The sequence below is a fragment of the Bacillus sp. Brlt_9 genome (assembly GCF_051948935.1).
GTDB lineage: Bacteria > Bacillota > Bacilli > Bacillales > Bacillaceae_G > Bacillus_A.
In genome coordinates, this window is sequence record NZ_JAYJLO010000015.1 from 1 (window position 1) to 23,479 (window position 23,479).

Annotated in this window: 28 protein-coding genes; 16 read left to right on the forward strand and 12 right to left on the reverse strand. The window is 35.7% G+C overall.

The window, feature by feature from the left end:
* Positions 1–99: 99 nt before the first annotated feature.
* Together VF726_RS29150 and glpX are read right to left on the reverse strand one after the other, a co-directional pair.
* Complete coding sequence (locus VF726_RS29150; protein WP_000392613.1) at positions 100–366, reverse strand: DUF3055 domain-containing protein; 267 nt, start codon at positions 364–366, stop codon at positions 100–102.
* 16 nt (positions 367–382) lie between these two features.
* The gene (gene glpX, locus VF726_RS29155) at positions 383–1,354 is read right to left on the reverse strand and encodes a class II fructose-bisphosphatase (protein WP_000439090.1); all 972 of its coding nucleotides are present in this window, start codon (positions 1,352–1,354) and stop codon (positions 383–385) included.
* A 147-nt stretch (positions 1,355–1,501) separates the two neighbouring features.
* Between glpX and VF726_RS29160 the strand changes: the two genes are divergently transcribed.
* The 4 genes from VF726_RS29160 (at position 1,502) to VF726_RS29175 (ending at position 4,175) form a co-directional block, all read left to right on the forward strand.
* On the forward strand, positions 1,502–1,942 hold the full coding sequence (locus tag VF726_RS29160) for a DUF86 domain-containing protein (protein ID WP_000274001.1): 441 nt from the start codon (positions 1,502–1,504) through the stop codon (positions 1,940–1,942).
* Between the two features lie 79 nt (positions 1,943–2,021).
* The gene (locus tag VF726_RS29165; protein ID WP_000503346.1) at positions 2,022–2,654 is read left to right on the forward strand and encodes a helix-turn-helix transcriptional regulator; all 633 of its coding nucleotides are present in this window, start codon (positions 2,022–2,024) and stop codon (positions 2,652–2,654) included.
* A 109-nt stretch (positions 2,655–2,763) separates the two neighbouring features.
* Positions 2,764–3,528, forward strand: a complete 765-nt coding sequence (locus VF726_RS29170; protein ID WP_440173742.1) for a TIGR01457 family HAD-type hydrolase — start codon at positions 2,764–2,766, stop codon at positions 3,526–3,528.
* Positions 3,529–3,644: 116 nt separating this feature from the next.
* Positions 3,645–4,175 carry an iron ABC transporter substrate-binding protein gene (locus VF726_RS29175; protein ID WP_440173744.1) on the forward strand — a complete coding sequence of 177 codons (531 nt, stop codon included), beginning with the start codon at positions 3,645–3,647 and terminating at the stop codon, positions 4,173–4,175.
* Positions 4,176–4,208: 33 nt separating this feature from the next.
* Here VF726_RS29175 and VF726_RS29180 read toward each other — a convergent pair whose 3' ends face one another.
* Positions 4,209–4,790 carry an NAD(P)H-dependent oxidoreductase gene (locus VF726_RS29180; protein ID WP_440173746.1) on the reverse strand — a complete coding sequence of 194 codons (582 nt, stop codon included), beginning with the start codon at positions 4,788–4,790 and terminating at the stop codon, positions 4,209–4,211.
* Between the two features lie 196 nt (positions 4,791–4,986).
* Here VF726_RS29180 and VF726_RS29185 point away from each other — a divergent pair, with 196 nt between their 5' ends.
* The 3 genes from VF726_RS29185 to VF726_RS29195 all read left to right on the forward strand — a co-directional run bounded on the left by VF726_RS29185 (position 4,987) and on the right by VF726_RS29195 (position 9,316).
* Positions 4,987–5,775 carry an ABC transporter ATP-binding protein gene (locus VF726_RS29185; RefSeq protein WP_098662892.1) on the forward strand — a complete coding sequence of 263 codons (789 nt, stop codon included), beginning with the start codon at positions 4,987–4,989 and terminating at the stop codon, positions 5,773–5,775.
* Entirely contained in the window at positions 5,759–8,332 is a 2,574-nt protein-coding gene (locus VF726_RS29190) for an FtsX-like permease family protein (RefSeq protein WP_440173747.1), read from the forward strand. The genes VF726_RS29185 and VF726_RS29190 overlap by 17 nt, the downstream gene beginning before the upstream one ends.
* Positions 8,333–8,836: 504 nt before the next feature.
* On the forward strand, positions 8,837–9,316 hold the full coding sequence (locus VF726_RS29195; RefSeq protein ID WP_440173749.1) for a GNAT family N-acetyltransferase: 480 nt from the start codon (positions 8,837–8,839) through the stop codon (positions 9,314–9,316).
* A gap of 23 nt (positions 9,317–9,339) precedes the next feature.
* On the opposite strand, the gene VF726_RS29200 is transcribed toward VF726_RS29195, so the two are convergent.
* Positions 9,340–9,831: a phosphatidylglycerophosphatase A family protein gene (locus VF726_RS29200; RefSeq protein ID WP_087959426.1), complete on the reverse strand. Its 492-nt coding sequence runs from the start codon at positions 9,829–9,831 to the stop codon at positions 9,340–9,342.
* Between the two features lie 120 nt (positions 9,832–9,951).
* Here VF726_RS29200 and yutH point away from each other — a divergent pair, with 120 nt between their 5' ends.
* Positions 9,952–10,953: a spore coat putative kinase YutH gene (yutH, locus tag VF726_RS29205; protein ID WP_440173751.1), complete on the forward strand. Its 1,002-nt coding sequence runs from the start codon at positions 9,952–9,954 to the stop codon at positions 10,951–10,953.
* 59 nt (positions 10,954–11,012) lie between these two features.
* Here the strand turns inward: yutH and VF726_RS29210 are convergent, their stop codons facing one another.
* Together VF726_RS29210 and VF726_RS29215 are read right to left on the reverse strand one after the other, a co-directional pair.
* Positions 11,013–11,228: a hypothetical protein gene (locus VF726_RS29210; protein WP_001125487.1), complete on the reverse strand. Its 216-nt coding sequence runs from the start codon at positions 11,226–11,228 to the stop codon at positions 11,013–11,015.
* 436 nt (positions 11,229–11,664) lie between these two features.
* Positions 11,665–11,901: a NifU family protein gene (locus VF726_RS29215; protein ID WP_000431159.1), complete on the reverse strand. Its 237-nt coding sequence runs from the start codon at positions 11,899–11,901 to the stop codon at positions 11,665–11,667.
* A 206-nt stretch (positions 11,902–12,107) separates the two neighbouring features.
* On the opposite strand from VF726_RS29215, the gene VF726_RS29220 reads away from it, so the two are divergent.
* The 5 genes from VF726_RS29220 (at position 12,108) to VF726_RS29240 (ending at position 15,588) form a co-directional block, all read left to right on the forward strand.
* On the forward strand, positions 12,108–12,416 hold the full coding sequence (locus tag VF726_RS29220; protein ID WP_426831345.1) for a YuzD family protein: 309 nt from the start codon (positions 12,108–12,110) through the stop codon (positions 12,414–12,416).
* On the forward strand, positions 12,385–13,263 hold the full coding sequence (locus VF726_RS29225) for a nucleotidyltransferase domain-containing protein (RefSeq protein WP_440173753.1): 879 nt from the start codon (positions 12,385–12,387) through the stop codon (positions 13,261–13,263). Before VF726_RS29220 ends, VF726_RS29225 begins: the two co-directional genes overlap by 32 nt.
* A gap of 98 nt (positions 13,264–13,361) precedes the next feature.
* A complete protein-coding gene (locus VF726_RS29230; protein WP_440173754.1) occupies positions 13,362–14,039 on the forward strand; it encodes a lysostaphin resistance A-like protein in 678 nt (225 codons plus the stop codon).
* Between the two features lie 64 nt (positions 14,040–14,103).
* Complete coding sequence (locus tag VF726_RS29235) at positions 14,104–14,772, forward strand: hypothetical protein (RefSeq protein ID WP_440173755.1); 669 nt, start codon at positions 14,104–14,106, stop codon at positions 14,770–14,772.
* 12 nt (positions 14,773–14,784) lie between these two features.
* Positions 14,785–15,588, forward strand: a complete 804-nt coding sequence (locus VF726_RS29240; RefSeq protein WP_440173756.1) for a leucine-rich repeat domain-containing protein — start codon at positions 14,785–14,787, stop codon at positions 15,586–15,588.
* A 2-nt stretch (positions 15,589–15,590) separates the two neighbouring features.
* Here VF726_RS29240 and VF726_RS29245 read toward each other — a convergent pair whose 3' ends face one another.
* Together VF726_RS29245 and VF726_RS29250 are read right to left on the reverse strand one after the other, a co-directional pair.
* Positions 15,591–16,199, reverse strand: a complete 609-nt coding sequence (locus VF726_RS29245) for a DUF4304 domain-containing protein (protein ID WP_440173758.1) — start codon at positions 16,197–16,199, stop codon at positions 15,591–15,593.
* Positions 16,200–16,223: 24 nt separating this feature from the next.
* Positions 16,224–16,694, reverse strand: a complete 471-nt coding sequence (locus VF726_RS29250) for an SMI1/KNR4 family protein (protein WP_440173759.1) — start codon at positions 16,692–16,694, stop codon at positions 16,224–16,226.
* Between the two features lie 86 nt (positions 16,695–16,780).
* Here VF726_RS29250 and VF726_RS29255 point away from each other — a divergent pair, with 86 nt between their 5' ends.
* From VF726_RS29255 to phnA, 3 genes are all read left to right on the forward strand, one after another.
* On the forward strand, positions 16,781–18,451 hold the full coding sequence (locus tag VF726_RS29255; protein ID WP_440173761.1) for an outer membrane protein assembly factor BamB family protein: 1,671 nt from the start codon (positions 16,781–16,783) through the stop codon (positions 18,449–18,451).
* A gap of 225 nt (positions 18,452–18,676) precedes the next feature.
* Entirely contained in the window at positions 18,677–19,459 is a 783-nt protein-coding gene (locus VF726_RS29260; protein WP_440173762.1) for a DUF2628 domain-containing protein, read from the forward strand.
* 235 nt (positions 19,460–19,694) lie between these two features.
* Complete coding sequence (phnA, locus tag VF726_RS29265) at positions 19,695–20,036, forward strand: alkylphosphonate utilization operon protein PhnA (RefSeq protein ID WP_000212737.1); 342 nt, start codon at positions 19,695–19,697, stop codon at positions 20,034–20,036.
* Positions 20,037–20,251: 215 nt separating this feature from the next.
* Here phnA and VF726_RS29270 read toward each other — a convergent pair whose 3' ends face one another.
* The 4 genes from VF726_RS29270 to VF726_RS29285 form a co-directional block, all read right to left on the reverse strand.
* Positions 20,252–21,049, reverse strand: a complete 798-nt coding sequence (locus VF726_RS29270; protein ID WP_440173765.1) for an ABC transporter permease — start codon at positions 21,047–21,049, stop codon at positions 20,252–20,254.
* The gene (locus tag VF726_RS29275; RefSeq protein ID WP_440173767.1) at positions 21,033–21,692 is read right to left on the reverse strand and encodes an ABC transporter ATP-binding protein; all 660 of its coding nucleotides are present in this window, start codon (positions 21,690–21,692) and stop codon (positions 21,033–21,035) included. Before VF726_RS29275 ends, VF726_RS29270 begins: the two co-directional genes overlap by 17 nt.
* A 54-nt stretch (positions 21,693–21,746) precedes the next feature.
* Positions 21,747–21,920 (reverse strand): aspartyl-phosphate phosphatase Spo0E family protein, encoded by a 174-nt coding sequence (locus VF726_RS29280; RefSeq protein WP_073526319.1) that lies wholly within the window; start codon positions 21,918–21,920, stop codon positions 21,747–21,749.
* 230 nt (positions 21,921–22,150) lie between these two features.
* Positions 22,151–23,221, reverse strand: a complete 1,071-nt coding sequence (locus tag VF726_RS29285) for an NAD(P)/FAD-dependent oxidoreductase (RefSeq protein WP_151626892.1) — start codon at positions 23,219–23,221, stop codon at positions 22,151–22,153.
* Between the last annotated feature and the right edge of the window lie 258 nt (positions 23,222–23,479).

Consider the following 23,479-nt stretch of genomic DNA (forward strand, 5'->3'; position numbering starts at 1 on the left):
CCAAATAGATTTATTCTTAATTATAACACAAAAGATTGAAAATTCTAAACTCTTATAGTGAAAAAAACACCAGCTAAAAAAGCTGGTGCCTAAGATAAATTATATAAGTTCAAATAAAAATGAGCGTAGTTCTTCTGCAATTTCTTCAGTCATAGAAAATGCGTGCTCTAAGTAGCCTGGTTCGTTTAAATCGTCAGGACCGATGATTGCAAATTTATTACTTTGCATATCAAGGACAATTGTTTTACCGTAATGACGATCAGAGTATAAAAGCGCTAAATCATGACGCTCATTTTCTCCCATAAAGCTAACGAAACGCGTTTTTGTAGCGACAGTATCGTCGTACAGAAAGAAACGTTCTTCCATACACATGGCTCCTTTATTAAATATCTAAGTTTAAGTGTGGCTTATGATCTAAATGGTGATGCGTTTTAATGAATCGTACTGTTCTTGTTTTGTAACGCATTACGATAGAGTATGTTTCAGCTAAATCTCCGCCTAGGAATTTCACGCCATCTAATAACTCACCAGCAGATACACCAGTTGCTGAGAAGATTGCATCATCACCAGATACTAAATCGTCTAACATAAGAAGTTGACGAGGGTCTTCTAATCCCATTTCACGACAACGAGCTTCTTCTTCTTCGTTCATTGGAACTAAGCGAGCTTGCATTTCACCTTCAAGGCATTTTAATGCTGCTGCAGAAATAACGCCTTCTGGAGCTCCGCCAATACCTACGAATAAGTCGATACCCGTTCCAGGTAGTGCTGTTGCGATTGACGCACCAACATCACCATCACCAAATAATTTTACGCGTGCACCTTTAGCACGAACACGATCAATAATATCTTGATGACGTTCACGTTCTTGAACGATAACCGTTAGGTCACGAATCTTTTTATTGTTAGCTTCTGCTACAATTTCAATTGTTTTTTCAATTGGATCATCTAAGCTAATTTTACCAGCTGCTTTTGGACCAACCGCGATTTTTTCCATGTACATATCAGGAGCATGAAGAAGGTTTCCTTTATCTGCAATTGCGATAACTGCCATTGCATTTGCAAGACCTTTTGCAACGATGTTTGTACCTTCTAATGGATCAACGGCGATATCTACTTCTGGACCGTTACCTGTTCCTAGTTCTTCACCAATATATAACATCGGTGCTTCATCAAGTTCTCCTTCACCAATTACAACTGTACCTGCCATGTTTACTGAATCGAACATATCACGCATTGCTGTAGTTGCTGCATCATCTGCTTCATTCTTCTTTCCGCGGCCCATCCACTGTGCGGATGCTAATGCTGCTGCTTCTGTTACACGGACAATTTCTAGTGCGAGTTCACGTTCCAAGATTCCATTCCTCCAATTTCAAAAATCATACAAATATAACTATAACAAATAACGGAGAAAAGGTGAATTCGAAAAATTGTCGATTTTTTCAGAAGAAAGCGTTACAATTAAAATGTAAATGCTTTAATTTCCAGGTAGGTGACATTCATGTATTTTGTAGACAGAAAGAAAATAGAACAAATGCTAGTATGTTTAGAACGAGCAACAAGTACATTTCAAGAGAAAAAGATATATGAAACCGAGTTTGAATTTTACGCATTAGAACGTATAGCTCATCTAATTATTGATTGTGTATTAGATGTAGGGAATGCGATGATTGATGGATTTATTATGCGCGATCCAGGAAGCTATGAAGATATTATTGATATTTTAATGGACGAGCGAGTGATAAGTGCAGAAGATGGACAAGGAATGAAAGAAATTATCCTTCTTCGAAAAATGCTTACGCAAGATTATATTCAAATGAATCATGATGAATTATATAAGACGATTCAAAAACATATTGCAGTGGTAGAGAAATACCCAGCAAATATTCGCAGTTATTTAGAAAAGGAATTAGGGCCTGTATCTGCATTTGTACCAGAATAATTATGCTTATAAGATCCCCAAGGTACCTTTTTGGGGATCTTATATTGTATGTGAGAAAGAAAAGGGAGAAGGTTGAAGCATGGGGGAAGCACGTACGACGAAAGATGAAATTGTGCAATTGTTGAAAGTAAAGGGAGAGCACACGGTAGCGGAACTAGCTGATGTTTTAGAGATTACAGAAATGGCAATCCGAAGACATTTAAGTAATCTCGAGAAAGATGGTTTAATCTATTCTAAGATGGTAAGGCAACATGTCGGAAGACCAACTTATTTGTATGGATTAAGCGAAAAGGGAGAAGATACATTCCCGAAGGAGTATAAGCAATTTGCGATTGATATGCTAGAAGATTTAGCTCGAATGGGTGATGAAAAAATACTTCGTTACGTTTTAAAAGAGAGAACGAAGCGAATGGAAGAACAGTTGCAAAAGCGAGTGAGTAATCAAAAGAATTTAGCATATAAAGTGCAAGAGATAGCAGCTATGCAAGAGAAAAATGGTTATATGGTTCAAATTAAGAGAGACGGAGAGAACTCTTTTGTAATTGAAAAACAAAACTGTCCGTTAAAGGAAATTGCAGAGAGATTCCCGCAAGTATGTGAAGATGAAAAAGAAATGTATAAGCGTTTATTTGCAGGAGCAGATGTAAAGACGCTAGCAAACATGTGCGAGGGCGATTGTAGTTGTTCTTACCAAGTAAAAGAGAAAAAATGAACGTTATGGGGCGCTTTAAGGTAAAGCGTTTTTTTCTTTTGGAAAAGCGGGTAATATAAGAGTGGTATGATAAGGTGAGAACGTTAGCATAGAAGGAGAGACATAATCGATGTATAAAGGTTACTTAATTGACTTAGACGGTACAATGTATCGCGGAGAAGAACAAATTGAAGAAGCGAGCGACTTCGTAAAAGCATTAGGAGAGCGCGGCATTCCTTATTTATTCGTTACGAATAACTCAACGCGTAAACCAGAACAGGTGGCAGAAAAACTTGTTCGTTTCGATATTCCAGCGAAAGCAGAGCGAGTATTCACAACGAGTATGGCGACTGCAAACTTTATTTATGAACGTAAACAAGACGCAACTGTATATATGATTGGTGAAGAAGGCTTACATGACGCACTTGTGGAAAAAGGCTTTGAACTTGTGGATGAAAATCCTGATTTCGTTGTTGTTGGTTTAGATCGTGACATCACATATGAAAAATTAGCAAAAGCTTGTCTCGCTGTACGTAACGGTGCAACGTTTATTTCTACAAATGGAGACATTGCTATTCCGACTGAGCGCGGATTATTACCAGGTAACGGTTCATTAACGTCAGTTGTAGCCGTATCAACAGGTGTGGATCCAATCTTTATCGGAAAACCAGAATCAATCATTATGGAACAAGCTTTAAAAGTGCTTGGGATAGGAAAAGATGAAGCATTAATGGTTGGGGATAACTACGATACAGACATTTTAGCGGGAGTAAATGCTGGTATGCATACGCTTCTTGTCCACACTGGAGTCACAACTGTGGAGAAGTTAACAGAATATGAAATACAACCAACGCAAGTTGTGCATAACTTGACGGAGTGGATTGAGAAAATGTAATGAAATGCAGGTAACCGGAATAGGTTACCTGTTTTTTTTATGCATAATTGCATATTCGCTGTTGTTATGCAAAATGTAAAATTTATATGTAGTGATATTGAAGGGAGGGAATTAGAGTGTATTGGATGTCATGTATTATGTTTGTTTTTACATTATGTGTTTTGTTTTTTGTTCTATGGAAGATATATAAAATAAATGAAATGAAAAAAAGTGCAGGAAAACTCATTGCAATGTATCCTCGGGTGAAAAGACGTTGGATTGCATTACTTGGACCAGCATATTTCATTGGACAATGTATGTATATATATGCTCAGTACGTAAGTGGCGATATCGATACAGTTGAACAGTTTCTCATTCAGCTAGGTATTCATGCTGTAGCAAGTTGTTTTATGACTTTAATAGCTATCCATCTTATTAAAAGTGTACAAATATATGAAAAAGGTGTAGTAGATGGATTAAACTTTTATTCATACGAAGAGTTAAAAGGCTATAAAACATTAACATGGGAAAATCCAAAAGAAAATATATTTTTATATCGCGGGCGAGAAAAAATGAATGACAATGTGAATTTACTTATTAGACAGGAAGATATGAATGAATTAGAAAGCATTCTTCAAAGATATATTCCGAAATTAATGATGAAATAAAAAGCTCCGGTTTTAACAACCGGAGTTTTTTTGTTAAAATGCACGATTCACAACATTTTTCACTTCTTCAAGATATTGCTTACGCACACTATCATCCACAGAAGGAACACTTGTATAGAATGTATGCTCAATTGTTTCAATGCCTGTAAATTCAAAGATACCAACATCTGCTGTTTTCTTCATTGCTTCAAACATACCGCCGGCTAGGTATGCCTCTTTCGTATTTCCCATTGTAGATAATAACAATCCTTTTTTACCGCTTAATAACTTTTCAATGCCGTTTTCTCCGTAAGCATAAGCGAAGCCATGGCTAAATACACGGTCAACGTATCCTTTTAAAATAGCAGGAAGTCCCGCCCACCAAACTGGATAAATGAATGTAATACTATCAGCCCAAGAGATATGCTCTTGCTCTTCTTTAATATCTTCTGGTGTGTTTCCTTGAGAAAATGAGATGAAATCGGAAGCGCCTAATACTGGATTGAAGTTTAATTCGTATAGATCGCGAACGCGTACTTCATGACCTTTTTCTTCTAATTCACTTTTTACCGTTTCTAAAATCGCATGGTTGAAGCTCTCTGTATTTGGGTGTGCATAAACGATTACATGTTTCATTGCTCTTCCTCCTATTTGTGGATATGTGAATAGTTTTTTGTATTCGTGTAACTAGTATGGTTACTTTTTTGACGAGAGTCAATTTTTCAGACATGAGAAATGTTAGTATGTGACAAAAAAATACAAAATAGTAGGGATTTTGCATTTTTGAATAGAATATATAGATTGATAAATTGAGAGAGAAGGGGATATAGGGATGAATATTATTGAAATGGAGAGGTTAGAAAAATCGTTTGATATTGGGGATAGTAAAGTCAAAATATTAAAAGGAATTAATCTTCAAATTCAAAAAGGAGATTTTGTTTGTATTATGGGGGCAAGTGGATCGGGCAAAACGACGTTACTTCAGTTGTTAGGTGGATTAGATATTCCGTCGGTAGGTAGTATTCGAGTTGATGGTACAGAGATTTCAACATTAAAAGAAAAAGAGCTCGCTTTATTTAGAAGGCATAAAATCGGTTTTATTTTTCAGCAGTTTAATTTGATACCAGTTTTTAGTGCAGAGGAGAATGTGGGGTTGCCGTTGCTGTTAGACAATGTCTCGCAAAAGAAGGCAACAGTGACAGCTAACCGTTTATTAGATCTCGTTGGGCTAAAGGGAAAAGAAAAGCATTTACCAGCACAGTTATCAGGTGGACAACAGCAAAGGGTAGCGATAGCAAGAGCTTTTGCAAATGAACCGGCTATTATATTAGCAGATGAACCAACAGGGGCTTTAGATTCAGAAAATAGCAAAAATATAATCGCAGCACTCCGCAATGCATGTGATGAGTTAGGACAAACAGCTGTCATTGTAACACATGATCCATTCGTAGCGGCTCATGCCGATAAAGTCGTTTTCTTATTAGATGGGGAAGTGATTCATGAACATGCTGAAAGTAAAGGATGGAAATTTCGAAATATCCCGCAACAAGTTACTCACATTCAAGAGATTATGAATCGTCACTTTAAAGTAGGAGGTAAAGGTGATGCGATGGGTAATTAAATATGCAGTAAAATCGATGAAACAAAATTGGTTGCGAAATATGTTGATTGCCCTCGGTGCAGCTTTAGGTGTCATGTTAGCGACGATGTTATTACTAGGAAATCAATCAGTAGAGAAAAGTGTGAAGGAACAAGTCGTAAGTCGGTATGGAGATTATAATTTGCAATTTGGTTATATAAAAAATGATATGTATTTAAATAATGAAAGTTTAAAAGGAATAGATGGCTTAGAAAATGCTGAGAAAATATCAAAAGTACTTATACCATATCCTTTTCCAAATTATAAAGAATTATCGGGAAAACCATCCTATTGGGGTGTTGAGCAAGATTCTCCAGAAATGCATTCTTATAAAATAGTAGAAGGTCGATATCCGAAAGAAGGGGCTGAAGTAGCACTGACAAAAGGGTATACAGATCGTGAAAATATACGGATAGGAGATTCGATTAAGTTGCCATTCCCGCAGCATGGAGAAAAGACTGTGAAAGTTGTTGGGATTTTAAATCCGCCGTTAATGGCGGCAATGGGGCATGGTGCTTACTTTCCAATTCATTGGCTTCAAAAAGAATTAAACCTACCAAATCAATTCAATCTCGTTCAAGTGAAAACAACCGATGTAAATGTGAAGAGAGCAATTGCTCTTGACGTAAATAAGAAGATAGAAAATATAAAGGTGGATCAACGTACTTATGTTGATAAGGCATTTGAACGATTAAATGTAATGAAGCCGTTAATTTTTAGTTTAGGTGGTATTGCTTTATTTGTTGTAGCTCTTTTAATAATGGGAAGTTTCTTCTTATCTGTCAGAAGTCGATTTAAGCAGTGGGCATTATTACGTGCGCTCGGTAGTAACCCCAATCAAATTATATTAGTCGTTTTATTAGAAGCTTTATGTATCGGAGCAATTGGGTCGCTAGCAGGGGTTATTCTTGGGGCAGGTACACAAACAATTGCGGCATCATTCATTAACAAATGGGTAAATATTGAGGGGGCAGGGGAAGCATCATTCTCGATTTCAGGTGAGATTTTACTCATTACTTTTTTATTAGGAATTGTTATGTCTATCATAGGGGCCATTATACCAGCTTTCATGGTTAGAAAGATTCCACCAGTTCAAGCACTTCGGCCAGGTCTTCCTAGTAATGAGAAAAAAGAAAAGAGATGGAGTGTTGTTAGCCTTAGCATTTTAATCATTGGTACCGTTATTGGACTCACGGGTAGCATATTAGAACAGTATATCGGTTTTAATCCAAGTGCGATAGGAGCGCTTTTATTTGCAGTTGGTTTGTTATTTGCGATTCCGCTATTTATTCGCGTGATAGCACCAGTGATTGCAAAACCGTTTCAAATGATATTAAGAATTGAAACGACGATTAGTAGCCGGAATGTAATTCGTTATCGGAATAAGGCAGCTGTGTCGGTTGCTATATTAGCATTTGGTTTTATGTTAGCGCTTGTTGGAACGATGTATGTAAATTCTATGTATGAAGGTATGAAAAAAGGATTACAAAAACATTTACCAGCGGACTTAGTAATAAGAATTCCAGTAGAGTCGCAAGGAATAGAAATATTACCGTTTAGTTGGATGGAGAAGGTTAGAAAAATTAATGGTGTGGAATCGAGTGTTGGGAATGCTACTGACTTTACAGCAAAGCTTGTGAATTATGACTTTAAAAAAGCGAATCAAGAGTGGTATGAATTTATGAAAAAAAACAATTTGAACTCTGATTCAATGGAAGTTGTCGGTAATGATATTGTAGCGTACCAGAAAGTAACAAAGGCGAAAGTGATTGCAGGACAAGCTTTAAATAAGCCATTACAAGATGGTGAGGGAGTCGTTACGAAGGAAGTCGCTAAAAATTTAGGACTTCAGTTGCATGATACGATTGAAGTACAAGGAAAGGGGAAAGAAAAACAAACAATTAAAGTCGTTTCAATTATTGAGCAAGGATTAAGGTTAAGAGGGGTAGATATTTTTGTAAATGAACAATGGGCTCGTGATAAGTTTCACGTACAAGGATATGAAGCAATTCAAATTATGACTAATTCTAATCAATCATTTGAAGCGATTAAGAAGCAAGTAAAAGAAATTACAAATAATAAAGAGAATGTAGAAGTTATAAACAGTTATGATTTATTGAAAGAACAAGAACAGTTATTATCGCAAATGATGATGTTAATTCGCTTGTTAGTTGTAATTGTTTTCATTATTTCTGGCATAGGATTAATGAATGCGATAGTCGCAAGTTTGCATGAAAGACGGGCTGAAATTAGTATGATTCGTGCGGTAGGGGCTATCCCGAAGCAAATGAGAAGGATTGTTTTATTAGAGGGAACTTTACTTGGAGCGATAGCTGGTTGTATCGGCATTTTTGGTGGGATTCTGTTTAGCTATATCGTGTTATCAAGCTTAGAGTTAACGGTTATTATCATTCCGTATAATCAAGTTGTCATACTGGCTCTAGCTAGCGTGATGCTTGGAGCAGGGGCAGCACTGATTGCTTCCTTACAATTAAGAAAGTTTAAATTAAGTGACACTTTAAAGGAGTTATCGGCATAAAAAATTACTATACTCCGCTCATACAAAGAACAAAGAAAACAAATAAAATGATGACAATACCAATGCCGAAGTTAAATACGAGAGTACTATCCATATTATGTAACCTCCTTGTTTGAAAGTAAAAAGCACTCTAGCCAAGAGTGCTTTTTTATTTTGAGTCTACTTCACAATTTTTAGAAAGAGATTCATGGGTGTAAAGAATTACATTATTTTATGTGTTTATATTTTGAAATGAGTAAGTCCTCGTGAGATATAAAAAAAAAGACACTCTTTTGAGTGTCTTTCATGATGACAAAATGTGCCAATTGCTTGAGTTTGATAAGGCGCTAATATCCGTTTTAACGCCTTTTCTTTGATCAAGAAGTGTAGCAACAGCGATTCAAATAAAATTGTACCATTTGTTTCATAGGTGTGCGTATGCAATTATGCATATTACAATTAGAGGGAAATGAGGCGCGAAAAATGAATGAGTATATATAGAATATTTGATTAGGGGAGAGAAGGATGGATATACATAAGTTAACGGTAGCAGAAGCGAATGAGATAAATACGTGGACGTACGAAGAACCTTATAATTTGTATGATTTTTCAGGCGAGGAGGAAGTAATAGAAGAATTATTAGATGGGACGTATTATGGTTGCTGTGACGATAAGGGAGAGTTTATCGGCTATTTTTGTTTTGGGGAAAATGCACAAGTGCCAGGGGGAAGAGATGCTCATTTATATGGTGGAGAAGATGTAATTGATATCGGACTTGGCATGAAGCCAGCGTTAACAGGGAAAGGGCTGGGGAAAATGTTTTTTCAAGCTGGGATAGCCTTTGCAGCGAAAGAATATAAGCCGAAGACATTTCGACTTAGTGTAGCGACATTTAATACAAGAGCAATTACGCTATATAAAAATATAGGTTTTCAGCAAGGTCCTATTTTTCTGAGTCGCGGAAGAGAATTTATGCTCATGGAATACGAAAGACCGTCAGTATGAAACTGACGGTCTTTCATGTTTTATTATTCCGAATGCTCAGCTCTGTGCGCTAAGCGGCTTGAAGCAGCGGCAGCAATTCCGCCAACGATATCATCAAGGAATGTATGCACCTTTCCAGATGATTTATCATTTAAGTATTCTAAAATACCAGGTTTTAATTTATCGATATATCCAAAGTTCGTGAAACCGATAGAGCCGTACACATTAACGATAGAAAGTGCGATTACTTCATCAATTCCGTATAAGCCTTCATCACGTTTTACGATATCTTGTAATGGCTCACTTAACATTCCTTTTTCAGCAAGAACATCGAGTTCGATACCTGTAATTAGTGCATTTTGTACTTCACGTTTTGATAATACACGCTCAACGTTATAACGGCATTCTGACATCTCTAAATTTGGATGATATTTTTTTTGGAGAAAATGAACAAGCTCAGCAATATCGTCAATTGTTACACCGCGCTCTTGTAATAGTTGTAATGCTCTTTCTTGTAGTTGATTTGATTCTTTCATGTTTATCACCTTTTTTTCTTTTTAGTATTTGTATACGTTTCGTTGCTTTATCATGTGCATAGGAATGAAAGGCGAGCACAAGCTCATATATATAAAGAAAAACCATAGGTGGCGACTGCGATGATTCATCATATTTATGAGCATTATCACATGCATGTTAAAGAATTAATCCCCCTTGGCCCCTATAAAAGCTTTTGGATTCGCAACAAAATTTATGTACTTGTTCCAATTGGAGAAATGGAGGAAGAAGTACTTGTAGAGATGAAAAAGCTCAGTGACTATATGAACCAGCAAGGGGATATAACTGTAGCGACTTTCGTTCCGACTATACACGGCTACTATGTAAGTGAGATAGAAGAACAAAATTACTGCTTATTAAAAGGTATGCGTGCATTAGAACGACATGCTACATCATTAGGAAGTGAGCTTTCTATATTCCATAAACGAGGTGCTTTCTTTCCAGAAGAGATCGAGCAATTAAGCCGTATTGGTGAATGGAAGGCGTTATGGGAAAAAAGACTCGACCAATTAGAAAAGTTTTGGCAATCACAAGTGATGAACCACCCTACAGACGTATTCGATCAATTGTTTATTGAATCCTTCCCGTATTACTTAGGAGTTGCAGAAAATGCAATTCAATATGTTGTCGATACAGAGATGGATGATACGCCGCAACTAACTGATGCAGCAACAATTTGCCAAGAACGATTCACACCCTTATTATGGCATCAAACGAAGCGTCTCAAACTTCCTTTCGATTGGGTGTATGATCACCCAACCCGAGATATGGCAGAGTTAATCCGCTATATGATGATAGAAAAAAAGAAAGACTGGGAGCAAACAATCGCTCAATTTGTTACAGATTACGAACGAAATTATTCGCTATCCTCATTTGGTTGGCGCTTATTATTTGCGAGGCTCCTGTTCCCACTTCACTATTTCGAAACAGTCGAACGATATTACCAAACAGGAAACGAAGAACAAAAAAGCATATATAGAGATCGCTTAGAAGCCATTTTACACGATGTGAACCGCTCAGAGCAATTTATGAAGCATTTTTATGGCTCACTTCGTTTACCGGTCGATAAGTTAGGCATTAGGAAATTAGATTGGCTGTCTTAAAATGAAAAAAGAGACCGAGTGAGGTCTCTTTTTTATATACCACAATTGTATGTAATACATTATGCCCCTACCTGTTGATCTGCACAGATATTTAAAATGAATTGATGTTTTTCGATTTTTTCATTTACTTTACTCAATAATTCTTGCTGGATTTCTTTAAATAAAAATTGGTAGCTCGCATTCCATGTTGGTATAACGGATGAAAGATCTAATAAATACTCTTTTTTCTTTTCTAGTTCTTGAATTGTTAAAAAAGTGTTCCCCATTTTTGGCATGTGTCGTCCCCCTATGTTTTTTCTGTATATGTGTGAACGATTCTATAGTATTAATTATCTCATTTTTTGAGAAGGATTTCCAATTTTGTTTTATGATGTTAAAGGGGAAGTTTTGTTTGAATAAAAAAGAGACCCAAATGGGTCTCTTTCTAGGAAGCAATTCTGAACGAGCCGCTTCCGCTTTTAGATTCATATCTAGCTCCAGCGGCTAAAATGTTCGGTGGCTTCGCTTCTTCCGCCGAGGCAAAAAGCGCCTCTATGTCAGAAGCTCCATCCCCCTCACATTTTGAACGAGCCGCTTCCGCTTTTAGATTTATATCCAGCTCCAGCGGCTAGAACAGTCGGCCATTTCGCGCCTTCCTGTGAGGCAAAAAGCGCCTCTTCGTCAGGAGCTCCAATGACCTCCTGTTCTGAACGAGCCGCTTCCGCTTTTAGATTAAAATACTTGTTCTACTTCAATAACGCCTGGTACTTCTTCTAGTAATGCGCGTTCGATACCAGCTTTTAGTGTGATTGTAGAACTTGGGCAGCTTCCGCATGCACCCATAAGGCGTAATTTTACGATACCTTCTTCAATGTCTACTAATTCAACGTCTCCGCCATCGCGAAGTAAGAATGGACGTAATTTATCTAATACTTCTAATACTTGTTCTTGCATATGTGGGTTTTCCATTTTTATCGACTCCTTTCATCAGTTTTATTATAATCAAGATAGAGGGGAAAATCTATTTTTTCTGTTCTTGTTTTAATGTCGAAATTTTTTATCATGTTTACAACGTGTTTTTTCAGTATAGGGGTATGAAATAAGTTTGTAAAATGATGTGCTTATGTACTAAGACATCTGAATATACTGTTGAAACAAGAAGTGGGGGAGAAGAAATGGTTAATGTGCAAGTGTATGGGACGAAAGTAATTTGTGCGAGCTGCGTTGGAATGCCATCTTCAACAGAAACGTTTGATTGGTTACAAGCGGCGATTGGTCGTAAATATGAAGGACAAGAAAATAAATTTAATTTCGAGTATATCGATTTTCAAGAAGAACAAGAAGATGAAGATAAGAAAGCATTCGCAGAGCGCGTAGTGGAAGAAGATCTATTTTATCCGGTCGTTCTTGTAAATGGAGAAATTGTTGGAGAAGGAAATCCTCGTTTGAAGGATGTTTACGAAGAAATCGAGAAATATTTATAAAGCAGGAAGTCTTTGCGAATTCGCAAAGACTTTTTTTATTGGAGGGATAGTTGTGAAAAATGGAGTGAAGCATGCGTTACCAACGGAAGTACAACAGTTAATGGAACGATACACAGTAGAATTAAAAGAAATTTTTTTAGATGAAAAAATAGTCGGCGTATATATTTACGGGTCCATCGCACTCGGTGCATTTCATGCAGAAACGAGCGATGTTGATTTTGTTACGGTAGTAAGTGATTCCGTGAATGAAGCTGAAAAACAGCAACTTGTTGAACTTCATAAGAAACTTAGTGGTAGTACGTTAGGAAAGAGAATGGATGGTATGTATATTCCGCTTGCTGATTTAGGGAAATACAATGATGAAATGGATGAGTACATGTATTGTGCAGATGGTAAAGCGAATATAGGTCACTGGGATATTAATGCAGTCACATGGTGGACATTGAAAAATCAAGGTATTACAGTTACCGGGAAAGAAGCTGAAGATCTTTCGTTTCAAATAAGTTGGGATGATGTAGTAAATACGATGAAATACAACGTAGAACAGTACTGGAGTGAAAAAGCGAAGCAGCCATATTTATTTTTCGTAGAAGAATGGGTAGAATCAGCAGTCGTTACGATGGGTCGTATTTTATATACACTGGATCATAAAACAATCGTTTCAAAAGACAGAGGATTGCAATACTTGTTAGAACGTTCGGGTGAAGAATGGGAGCTTTTATTAAAAGAAGTAGCGAGAATACGGCAGAATCCAAAAGAGAAGCGAATGCTTTCAAGGTGGAGAAGGGCAGATATGACGAAGAGGTATTTACTGTACTTAATTGAGACGTGTAGAGAGAAATGGTAGGGGGAAAACAGACGATGCAGTAGATTGTATCGTCTGTTTTCGTTTTAAAAAATGGTATATAATGGTTTAAAAGGTTTAATTATACTGGAGGGGATAAGATGAATACAGAATTAGCTACATATGAAAAAAAGAATGTAGTAATGAGTATGCGCGAAGTAATTAGCATGATAATAATTATTTTTGGGGTAATGTATGGTATTGATTTTTTGAACCTTATATATGACTCTTCCTTATATCCATGGTATGTAGATTATCTTATTCCGCCTTTAACATTTCTTGCTATTATTTTAATATATGCACCAGCAAGAAATTACTGTGTACAGTTAGTAAAATCAATGCAATTTAACAATTTTAAACATTATGTAGCAATAGTAATGACGATGATTGTACTGCTTATATATCTTGCGGTATTAAATTTAGTTTTACCACATGGGCTTCGTGTGGATGAAACTAATATAGTAATAGAGCCAACTAAAAGTGAAATTATTTTATACGTAGTTGTACTCACGATTTTTGCACCGATTTGGGAAGAGCTTTTATTTCGGGGGATATTTTTCACGAAATTATCTCAGCGCTTCTCTACACTTAGTAGTGCCGTTATAAGTGCTTTTATATTTACTTTAGGTCATCCCCTTACAGTAGGAAGTGTTTTATATATTTTTGGTATAGGTTTATGTTTAGCTTATACGTATAAGAAAACAAATAACTTACTCGTCCCATGGGGGATTCATTTATTAAATAATGCATTTTTTATATTAGTAAATTTTCAACTGTAAAAAGACTTTACAAGTATTATGTAGAGGAAAGATAATAGAAAAAATTTGTGTATGGGGGAAGTTGATGAGTAAATATAAATTACATATAAATAAAGAACAACTATGGAAAGGTTGCATCTTAAAGTCGATTGCAGATGCAATTTTTGTAGCACATGCTCCTGATTTCTCGCATGAAAGTTCATGGGATGGATGTAACTATAATATGCAAGATGGTCAGGGTGGAAGAGGGACAATTACGTTTTATCCGGATTATACGATCGTATGTCTGCAAGATTTGAATAGTGAAAGAATGGATGAGTGGATTGATGCGGCGAATTATTTTGAAGGAGCACCTTCGGAAGTGTTAGAAATTGCGAAAGAGGAAGCACTTCAATACGTATTAGAAGAAGTAGATGGGGAAAACGTTCCTTTCATTACAACAGCATTTTGGATTGAGGATAGTGGTGCATATTCAATTGATTCATTTGAAGAGATGGAAGAGCATGGTGGATTTTTATTAGAAATCCCACTATTTGATCAGCAATCCGCGATAGAAAGATTAGAAGAAGAATATGAGCTGACAGAAGAGCAAATAGAGCTTTTACAACTCGTGTATGAGAGAAAAATTAAAAATCCAAACGAGGAAATGATGTTGTCTAAAGAAGAAGTAGCGATGATTGGAACGGATGATAGTGAAGGCTTAGAAGTTAGTAAAGCGTCGTTTGAAGAGATGAATATTATTTGGGAGTTGTAGGAGAAGGATAAAATGTTCCCGATTGGTGATCAGCCGAGGATTATAAAGGATTTGGAAAATGTTACTGCTAATTTAGAAGAATTAGCGATTGAGGGGAAAACAAAAAATATAGAACGACTAGCATCTTTAAACGTTAAGAAATTATGGATTTTCGCAGTAAATCAAAAACAGTTTGAACATATTCTTTCGTATGCTCGTCCCGATATATTATATGTTTACGAAATGCGGGTAGAGGATTTAAGTTGCCTTCAGAATTTATCAGATTTACAACAGTTGTATATGTGCTGGAATACAAAAGCGAAGACGTTATGGGATATCACGTATAATAAAAAACTCAAATCCTTACTAATTGATGATTTTTCTAAGCTAGACGATTTAAGTGCTTTAAGTAAGTGTCCGCAACTCAATACTTTTTACATGGGCGGTGGGATAAATACAGCGATGAAAGTACAAACTTTAGAACCACTCGCTGCATTACAGCATTTAAAAAAACTTACTCTTATGAACTTAAAGGTTAAAGATGATTCGTTAGAACCTTTAATACAATTAAAAAATTTACGGGAGTTAAGTTTATCTAATCAATTTAAGGTGGAAGAGTATGCAAAGTTATCTGTAGCATTGCCATATACGGAATGTGAATTTTTTAAACCATACGTATATATGAACGGTGCAATAGAAGGAAAAAATATAATGGTGATTGGGAGAAGAAGACCACTCCTTAATTCTAAAACGGATACGGTAAAGATACAAAAGTATGAAGATCGATTTAAAAAGTTACAAGAGGAATATAAAGCACTAGTAGAAGGTGCAATGTAAAATTACATTGCACCTTCTACTAGTTTTTTCATATACATATCAACTTCACGAAAGAATACTTGCTCTTTTTTCTCGGTATTAAGATGTACAGTACAATACAAATATTGCTGTAAGTAGCGGTTAGCTTGTTCGTACTGTTTTAAGTTGTAGAAAGAAAAACAAGTAAGAAGCAGAAAGGCTTTTTCTTGTAATATTGGAACGACAGCTAGTACCGGAGTAATAGCGTGTATATTTGTTTTTGCTAAATTTTCATAAGACGCCCACGTTTGAAACCAGTCGAAAATAGTAGAAAGGTAATTCGGAATGTCGATAGTTTCATGTGAAACATTATGCAATAACTGGTTCTGTTTCATATGTATAGGCTCTATTCTTGTTCGCAGAATGCAATCGAATATTGAGATGTTTTCTTTTATTTGTAATTGGTTCGTTATAAGCTGCGGGAGACCGATAGGATGAACTCCTATATTTATATAGAAAGCATCTCCAAACTGGCTTTTTTGTATGTTAATGAGCTTATAAAATCCGTTTTCAGCTTTGGAAAATGTGTTCCTTTTTTTCTTAAATCCAAGTGGTTTTAAAGCAGTGTGTAAATTAATAATGAAATCTTGCACTATTGCGTACTCCTTTAGAGAGAATTACTCTTCGTCATAATTGTACGTAGTTAAATTTTGTAAGAAGCTTTCAAAGTTAGGTGCTAATTCAATAATTTGCTCCACCTCATTATCGATAAATATAACTGGAGGATTTTCAGCAACATTTCGATAGTCTAATGCGATCCACGTATGTCCGTCCCCAGATAAGAGTACGAGATTCTCAGGCATTTCCCATTCCTGAATTAAATAACAGCTCTCTAAAATACTAGATTCATTTTCATCAAAAGAAATGCCATATAAGCCAGAAACATTAACGTGATCGTCTGCCCAAGAATTCGGCTCTGAAGTAGGGTGAGCATCAAGGCGAAGTGTTCCTCCATTTTGTTCTTTTAGAAGGTTTATGTACGATTCTGGAAGCTTTACGTTCAGTACTTCTTCTGCTTTTTTGATTAGTTCGTCGTTAATAGGTGCTAGTTTTAAATAATCATCTTCTGCCCAAATTGTAGTCTTCATATTGGATCACCTCAAATAATAGTTTTAAGAATCTTATGTCATATATTATAGTTAGTTTGAATAACGAGCAATAGAGGGAGGAAATAATGAAAAAGTTTCAAATCGAACTAAATAAACTGCCGACAGAAAATGCCGGAGAAATAGTAATTAGTATAGATGAGAGTATTGTGTTGCAAGAAAAAACAGACATAATCGGCCCGATTTGTCAGTTGTTTGACGCTTGGGTCGAATTGTTTAAATATGATGATGCTACAATTTTCTTAGATGAATATGAAAAAAAGGTGGAGTTTAAGAAGAAGGATGGGGACTTTCTCATTATTAATCAGAGAGGAAAAAAGTTAGCTAGTGTTGATAGAGAGCAATTTTTACGAGTAATCTTTTCGTTTCTTAAAAAGGAGATAGAGCAGATTTACATAAGTGGATTTGATTCTTTTCGAATAAAAGATGCGTATCATAGAATGTTAGAAATTGAGCCATTTCTTTCTGAACTTGTACATGGAAATAACGCAATTATGTACCGAACATATCATTCTACAAGTGGTAAGTATGAATTAAACTGGAAGTATTTAAAAGGGATAGAAGTTGAACCGATATTTATTCCGGTACTATCTCATGATGAGAAGAGTATCTTTTATGTGGAGGAAAATAACCACGAAATTCGTAAACTAGATAGTGAAACGAAAGAAGAGATTTGGCAGTGTCATATTCCACTAGTAGAAGATTGTAATTGCATAACTGTGAATGGTGTCATAATTATTTGGCATGCAAATAGATTTGGAGAAAATATTACGAAATTGTCCGTAATTTCGTCAAGTTGTGGGGAGCTTCTATGGGATTTAGAAATAGAAGGGCATGTCATACAAGAAGTAAAAGCTACGAGGGAAGAGTTACCACGTCTATTAGTTATTACACAGGAAGGCTACAATGTTTTATTAGAGCTTGAAAGTGGAGTAAAAGTATGGGAAAAGAATGTTCGAGTCGGAGGAGAAAAATTGCAGTGCCATCTTGGCCCAGATTACTATGTATTAGCAGGGAATCCTTTTGATGAAGATGGAGAACTGGATGCATATAGTAACGCTGTAAGTGTAATTCAATTATTAGACGCTTCTATACTGTGGAAACAAATAATTGAAGAGTGCAATCCAAATGAACCAGTTACTTTAACTAATGAACATTTTATATGTGTAGCAATGGAGGTATTACAAAAGTGGGAATACGGAAAAGAGGGGTGTAACTTAATTTTTGAAAAAGCTCTTGATGAGGCCTGGTATTCTCACATTGCATCAGATGAATCAAAAATACTATTAACAAGAACAGAGTACGGATATGAAGATATAAGTAGACAAATACAATGTTATGATCATAAGAATAGTCAAAAATTATATGAAGTAAATGTGCCGTCTGAAATTGAATTGCCTCCATTTCTTATTGGAGAGATGATGGTATTGTCTTTAGGAGAAGGCAGAATTTGTGGTATTCATATTCGAACGGGTAAAGTGATTTGGAACAATACTACTTTACATGATATTGTAGAAGTTCTGTTATATAGAGATGGTGAAATTTACATTGCTACTTCAAATTTAGAATTAATAATACTTGATGCTGAATGTGGTGAAGTAAAAGATATAGTGAAACTGCCTAAAAATGTAGTCAACATAGATTTTATTGTATCAATTGAGGAAGTGAATGGTAGATTATTTATTAGTTGTGTAAATGGGAATATGTTTGAAATAGTAAAAAAAGATGTTCCAAAATGATTTTGGAACATCTTTTTTTATGACTATGTAAAATGTTTAACTTAGTGTATTAAACGTATCATTCATAAGTATTCTAATATATTTAAAAGTAAAATGGAATAAGAAACAGGTAATTGTCGGAATATATTCGATTTACGTTCATTTTTGTGGAATATATGTCTTTTTTGTTAGATTCCTTTGTTTTGTGTGTATACAATAAAGTTATATAGAAATAAGAGAAGGATGATGTACGTGAAGGACACTGTTTTACAAGAAACAATTTCTACGCAAGATTTACATAAAGTTGTTAAAAAGAATACAGCTTATTATGACTTTAAATGGGGAAAAGTAGAAAATCCAGCGCAAGGAAATACGTGGAATTGGGTAGCCTTTTTCTTCCCAACTTTTTGGTTAGCTTATCGTAAAATGTATAAGTTGTTTATTATACTTACGTTATTGGCGATACCTACTTTAATTATAGCTACTTTTATTGATATACCAATGTGGATAGATTTTATCATATATGCTGGAACGATGCTGTTTACTGGATGGCAAGGAAATCGATTATATTATAAGCATGTTATCCGTATTTTACATAAGGGAGAAAATATGCCTGATCATGAGAAGGCGTATTACTTACAATCAAAGGGTGGCGCTAGTTTTGCTGGCATGATTGGTTTACAAGTTATAGTGACGATAGTATTTGGTGGAGCTATGTTTGGATTGTCCCTTTTACCGACTGAGCCGAACATTAAAAATGTTGTTCGTTCAAGTAGTGAAGGTGTTACTTTAGAGATTATGACAGATGATCCAACTTGGAAGTTTGTGAAGAAAGAAAAAGATTATGATGTAGTAGAGTTTACTGGTTATGATTATACAGAGAAGAAAAACGTGAAAATAAAATTTGCTGTTTATTTTAGTGAAGACTATTTTGAATGGAAAGAAGTATATGAGAATAATAAGAAATTGAGTGAAGATGAGTTAGAAGAGTATCAATTTTACATTGAAGAAAATGGTTGGGGATTCTAGTCAGAACTCGTTCATTTTGAAAAGGAGAATCTTGTGAAGGTTCTTCTTTTTTACTTGGAAACACCATACGAATTGAAATTTTGTAAAGTACAATAAAAAATGAGAATTCCAGGTAGGCTTGTCAATAACGTGAGACTATGGCACTATAAAGAAATGCTGTACAAATTTTATTTATCGAGATGTAAACATCAATTTTGATTTTTACGTATAAATAATGAACGGAGGAAATGAATTTATGGCTACTTTACCAAATTGTCCAAAATGTAATTCAGAATATACGTATGAGGATGGCGTTCTTTTCGTATGTCCTGAGTGTGCTCATGAGTGGGGCCAAGAAGCAGAAGCTGAAAATAATGATGGTGCAAAAGTTGTAAAAGACGCGAACGGAAACGTTCTTCAAGACGGCGATGCTGTTACTGTTATTAAAGATTTAAAAGTAAAAGGAACGTCTTCAGTTGTGAAGATCGGTACGAAAGTAAAGAGTATCCGTCTAGTTGATGGCGATCACGATATTGATTGCAAAATCGACGGTTTCGGAGCTATGAAGTTAAAATCACAATTCGTTAAGAAGGCGTAAGTAAAAAGAGGAGGCGAGTAGCCTCCTCTTTTTATTGTCATTTTTTGTCGGTAAATCGATATTCTTTGTCGAATCGCCGATATAATTTGAGTTACGATCGATATATTTCAAAAATCGCCGATATAATTTGAGTTACGATCGATATATTCGAAAAATCGCCGATATAATTTCATTCATCGAGAACGGTGCATCATTTGCTGAGCGAGAGGTACGTTTCACCGCACACCATAATCTACTTCTTTCAACTGACACCGTTTATTAAAGAATGTTTTATATCCAAGCTGCAAGAAGATAATGACGGCGAAAGCGGTACTTCCTGAAATACCGAGTATGATGGCGATTTGATATTGAATCGCTGTGAATGGTGATACACCAGATAAGATTTGACCAGTCATCATGCCTGGTAAGCTTATAATCCCCATTCCGACCATAGAGTTGATCGTTGGTAAAATAGCAGAGTCAAAAGCGTCGCGTATGAGCGGAGCAACGGCTTCTTTCGGTGTTGCTCCGAGCATAAGTGCTCCTTCAATTTGACCTCTTTGCGATTTCATATTGTTTAAGAACGTATTTGCACCGAGAGAAACACCTGTCATCGCATTCCCGACTAACATTCCCGTAATTGGAACGATATATTGCGGCGCGTACCAAGGGTCGTGTCCGATAATAACAAAGATAAATAATAGAAGTGGCCCAATTGATCCGGCAACCATGGAAAGAGCGGCTACTCGTTTTAAGTCTTTTGACATTGGGATGTTGACTCGTTTATAAATATTAAAAATTGCAAAGGTAGTAATAGAAGTAATAAGAGCAATTGTATAAAATGGATTACTATTTTCAAATACGTATGTTAGGACGTAAGCAACGAGTACGAGCTGAATTGTCATACGGAACGTTGCGAGCGCAATTTGTTTTTCGCGAGGTATTCCTTTTAATTTTACAAGACCTATTAAAATAAGAATAAAAATATATGCAGCGGCAAGTTGCCAAATTTGGAGTTCAATAACGCCCTTCAACTGAGAGCACTCCCTTTCTAGTTGCACCGTTTGCTTTGCTAATTTCAATAATATCGTCTGCAATTTCTTCTGGAAGTTGTTGTGAGTGTGTGATGAAGATAACTGTTTTGTTCTTTTCTCTTGCTAGCGTAGTAAATTGTTTCATAACGCGGCATTCTGTATCGCTATCTAGTGCCGATGTTGGTTCATCTAATAAATAAACAGGTGGATCCATAAGTACGATACGTGCAAAAGCAAGTCGTTGTTTTTCTCCGCCTGATAAGGAATCGGCGTTGTCTTCAAAATTTTTTTCTAAGCTAACGGTCGTTAATGCACTTCGCAGGGCATCATCATTTGGAAATGGTTTTTCAGAAAGACGAAGTCCCATTAATAGATTGTCTTTAATCGTTCCATCAAAAATAGGTGGCGTTTGCCCAAGCATGACTACGTCACGTCGTAATTGAATAGGGGGGTAATCAGAAATTAGTTTTCCGTTATATTCAATTGTGCCGGATGTTGGAGATTGTAAATCATTTAGCATGCGGAGCAATGTACTTTTTCCGCTCCCGCTTTCACCGATAATACATGTGATTTTTTCTTTTTGAATCTGTAAATAAGGAATGCTTAGTATATCTTTATATGTAACGTCTTTTAATATAAACATAAATGGCTCCTTTCTGATTCTAGTTCTATCGTATCAAAAAAGAGAAGATAACGGTTATAAAGAGCAACGTTTTTTCTTCGTTTTGAGTTCTATTAATAAGTTAAGTAAACGATCTAATTCTTGGCTGAAAGAAATTACTTTATCATGAGTGAATCCGTACTTTTCAACGAGATAGATCAATTCTTTCTTCTTCGCCTCTATTCGATCGTTTAGTTTCATTACGTTCATAAGTGAAATGGAATGCCTCCTGTAAAAGTATTTATAACATAAAAAATAAGACCGAATGACTTCGGTCTTAAAGGAAATAAAACAACTTATAAATAGCATACACTGTTTATCAATAGTTTTTAATATGAAAATGAAAAATAAAACATGATTCATGTTGAGAAAAATATGTCTGATAATTATTTTTGGTAGATGCAAAAAGGCTGCCTACATTGTAGACAGCCTCTAAAGTATTAACCTTTATGATATTTGTACATCCAAAGAAGACCAGATTTTAATAATCTCGGTACACGTCCCATTAATGGTTGGTTTGCAAGTAAACCGAAGCCGTGCTTCTTTCCAAGAGAACCGAGAACACCTTTTAATTTAATTACAGGTAGTTCGTCAGGAAGTGGTTCATTATTCCAACGTTTTAATAATATTTGGACAATTTGTTCTCCTTGACCTTCAGCAAGTTGTGCAGATGGAGCGTGTGGAAGTGCTGCGCAATCTCCTACAACATACACGTGCTCGTTATTCGGAATATTGTGATATTTTGTTAAAACAACCCGTCCGCTACCATCTTGTTCAACTGGAAGGTTTCGAACAACTTCATTTGCTTGAATACCAGCTGTCCAGACGATTGCATCACATTCAAGTGGTTCATCATGGTTGTACACAATATTTGGTTCTACTTTTGTAATGTTAGAGTTTCTTATAATGTTAACTTTATGCTTTACAAACCATTCTTCTACATATCTACTTAATTTCTCTGGATATGGGAATAAAATTCTATCTTTTCGATCAAATAAATAGATTTTTAAATCAGAACGGCTTTCACGAAGTTCACTTGCAACTTCAACGCCACTTAGGCCAGCACCAACAACAGCAACTGTTGCATTCGGTTCTAGGCCATTTAATTGTTCATATGTCTTACGTGTTTGTTCAATCGATTGTAGACTGTGTGTATATTCCTTTGCTCCAGGAACGTTATGATATTTATCTTCACAGCCAAGTCCGATAATTAAATCATCATATTGGATTGCTTCGCCGCCATCAAGATGAACAGCTTTTTCTTCGAGATCAATATTTGTTATTGTGCCGTATTGAATATTAAGGCGTGGGTGCTCAGGAAACGGTATACGAATATGTGTTTCTGAAATTGTACCCGCTACTAATGCATAATATTCAGTTTTGAAACAATGGTATGGTACTTTGTCGATTAATGTCACTTGTACATCATCCGGAAGTTGGTTGCTTGGAAGTAGCCGTTGCAGAATTCTCATTCCACCGTAGCCGCCACCTAGTATTACGAGGTGTTTCATGATGGATTACCCCTTTTCTGTTGAAATATCCCCTAATCACACAATTTTATATTAATAAAATATTTTGACTTTACTCAATCAAATTATATCGAATTTGTGAACAAATAACAATGCATGAATGAATACTCTGTTGTACAATAAGAAGAAAAGTAAAGTAAACTGTTTTGCCTTTTTAGTTACTATTTCATTGCAAGTAGCATGTTATATAAAATAAGACCATCTACTTTGAAGTGAAATAGTGAAGTAACTAAATAGTTT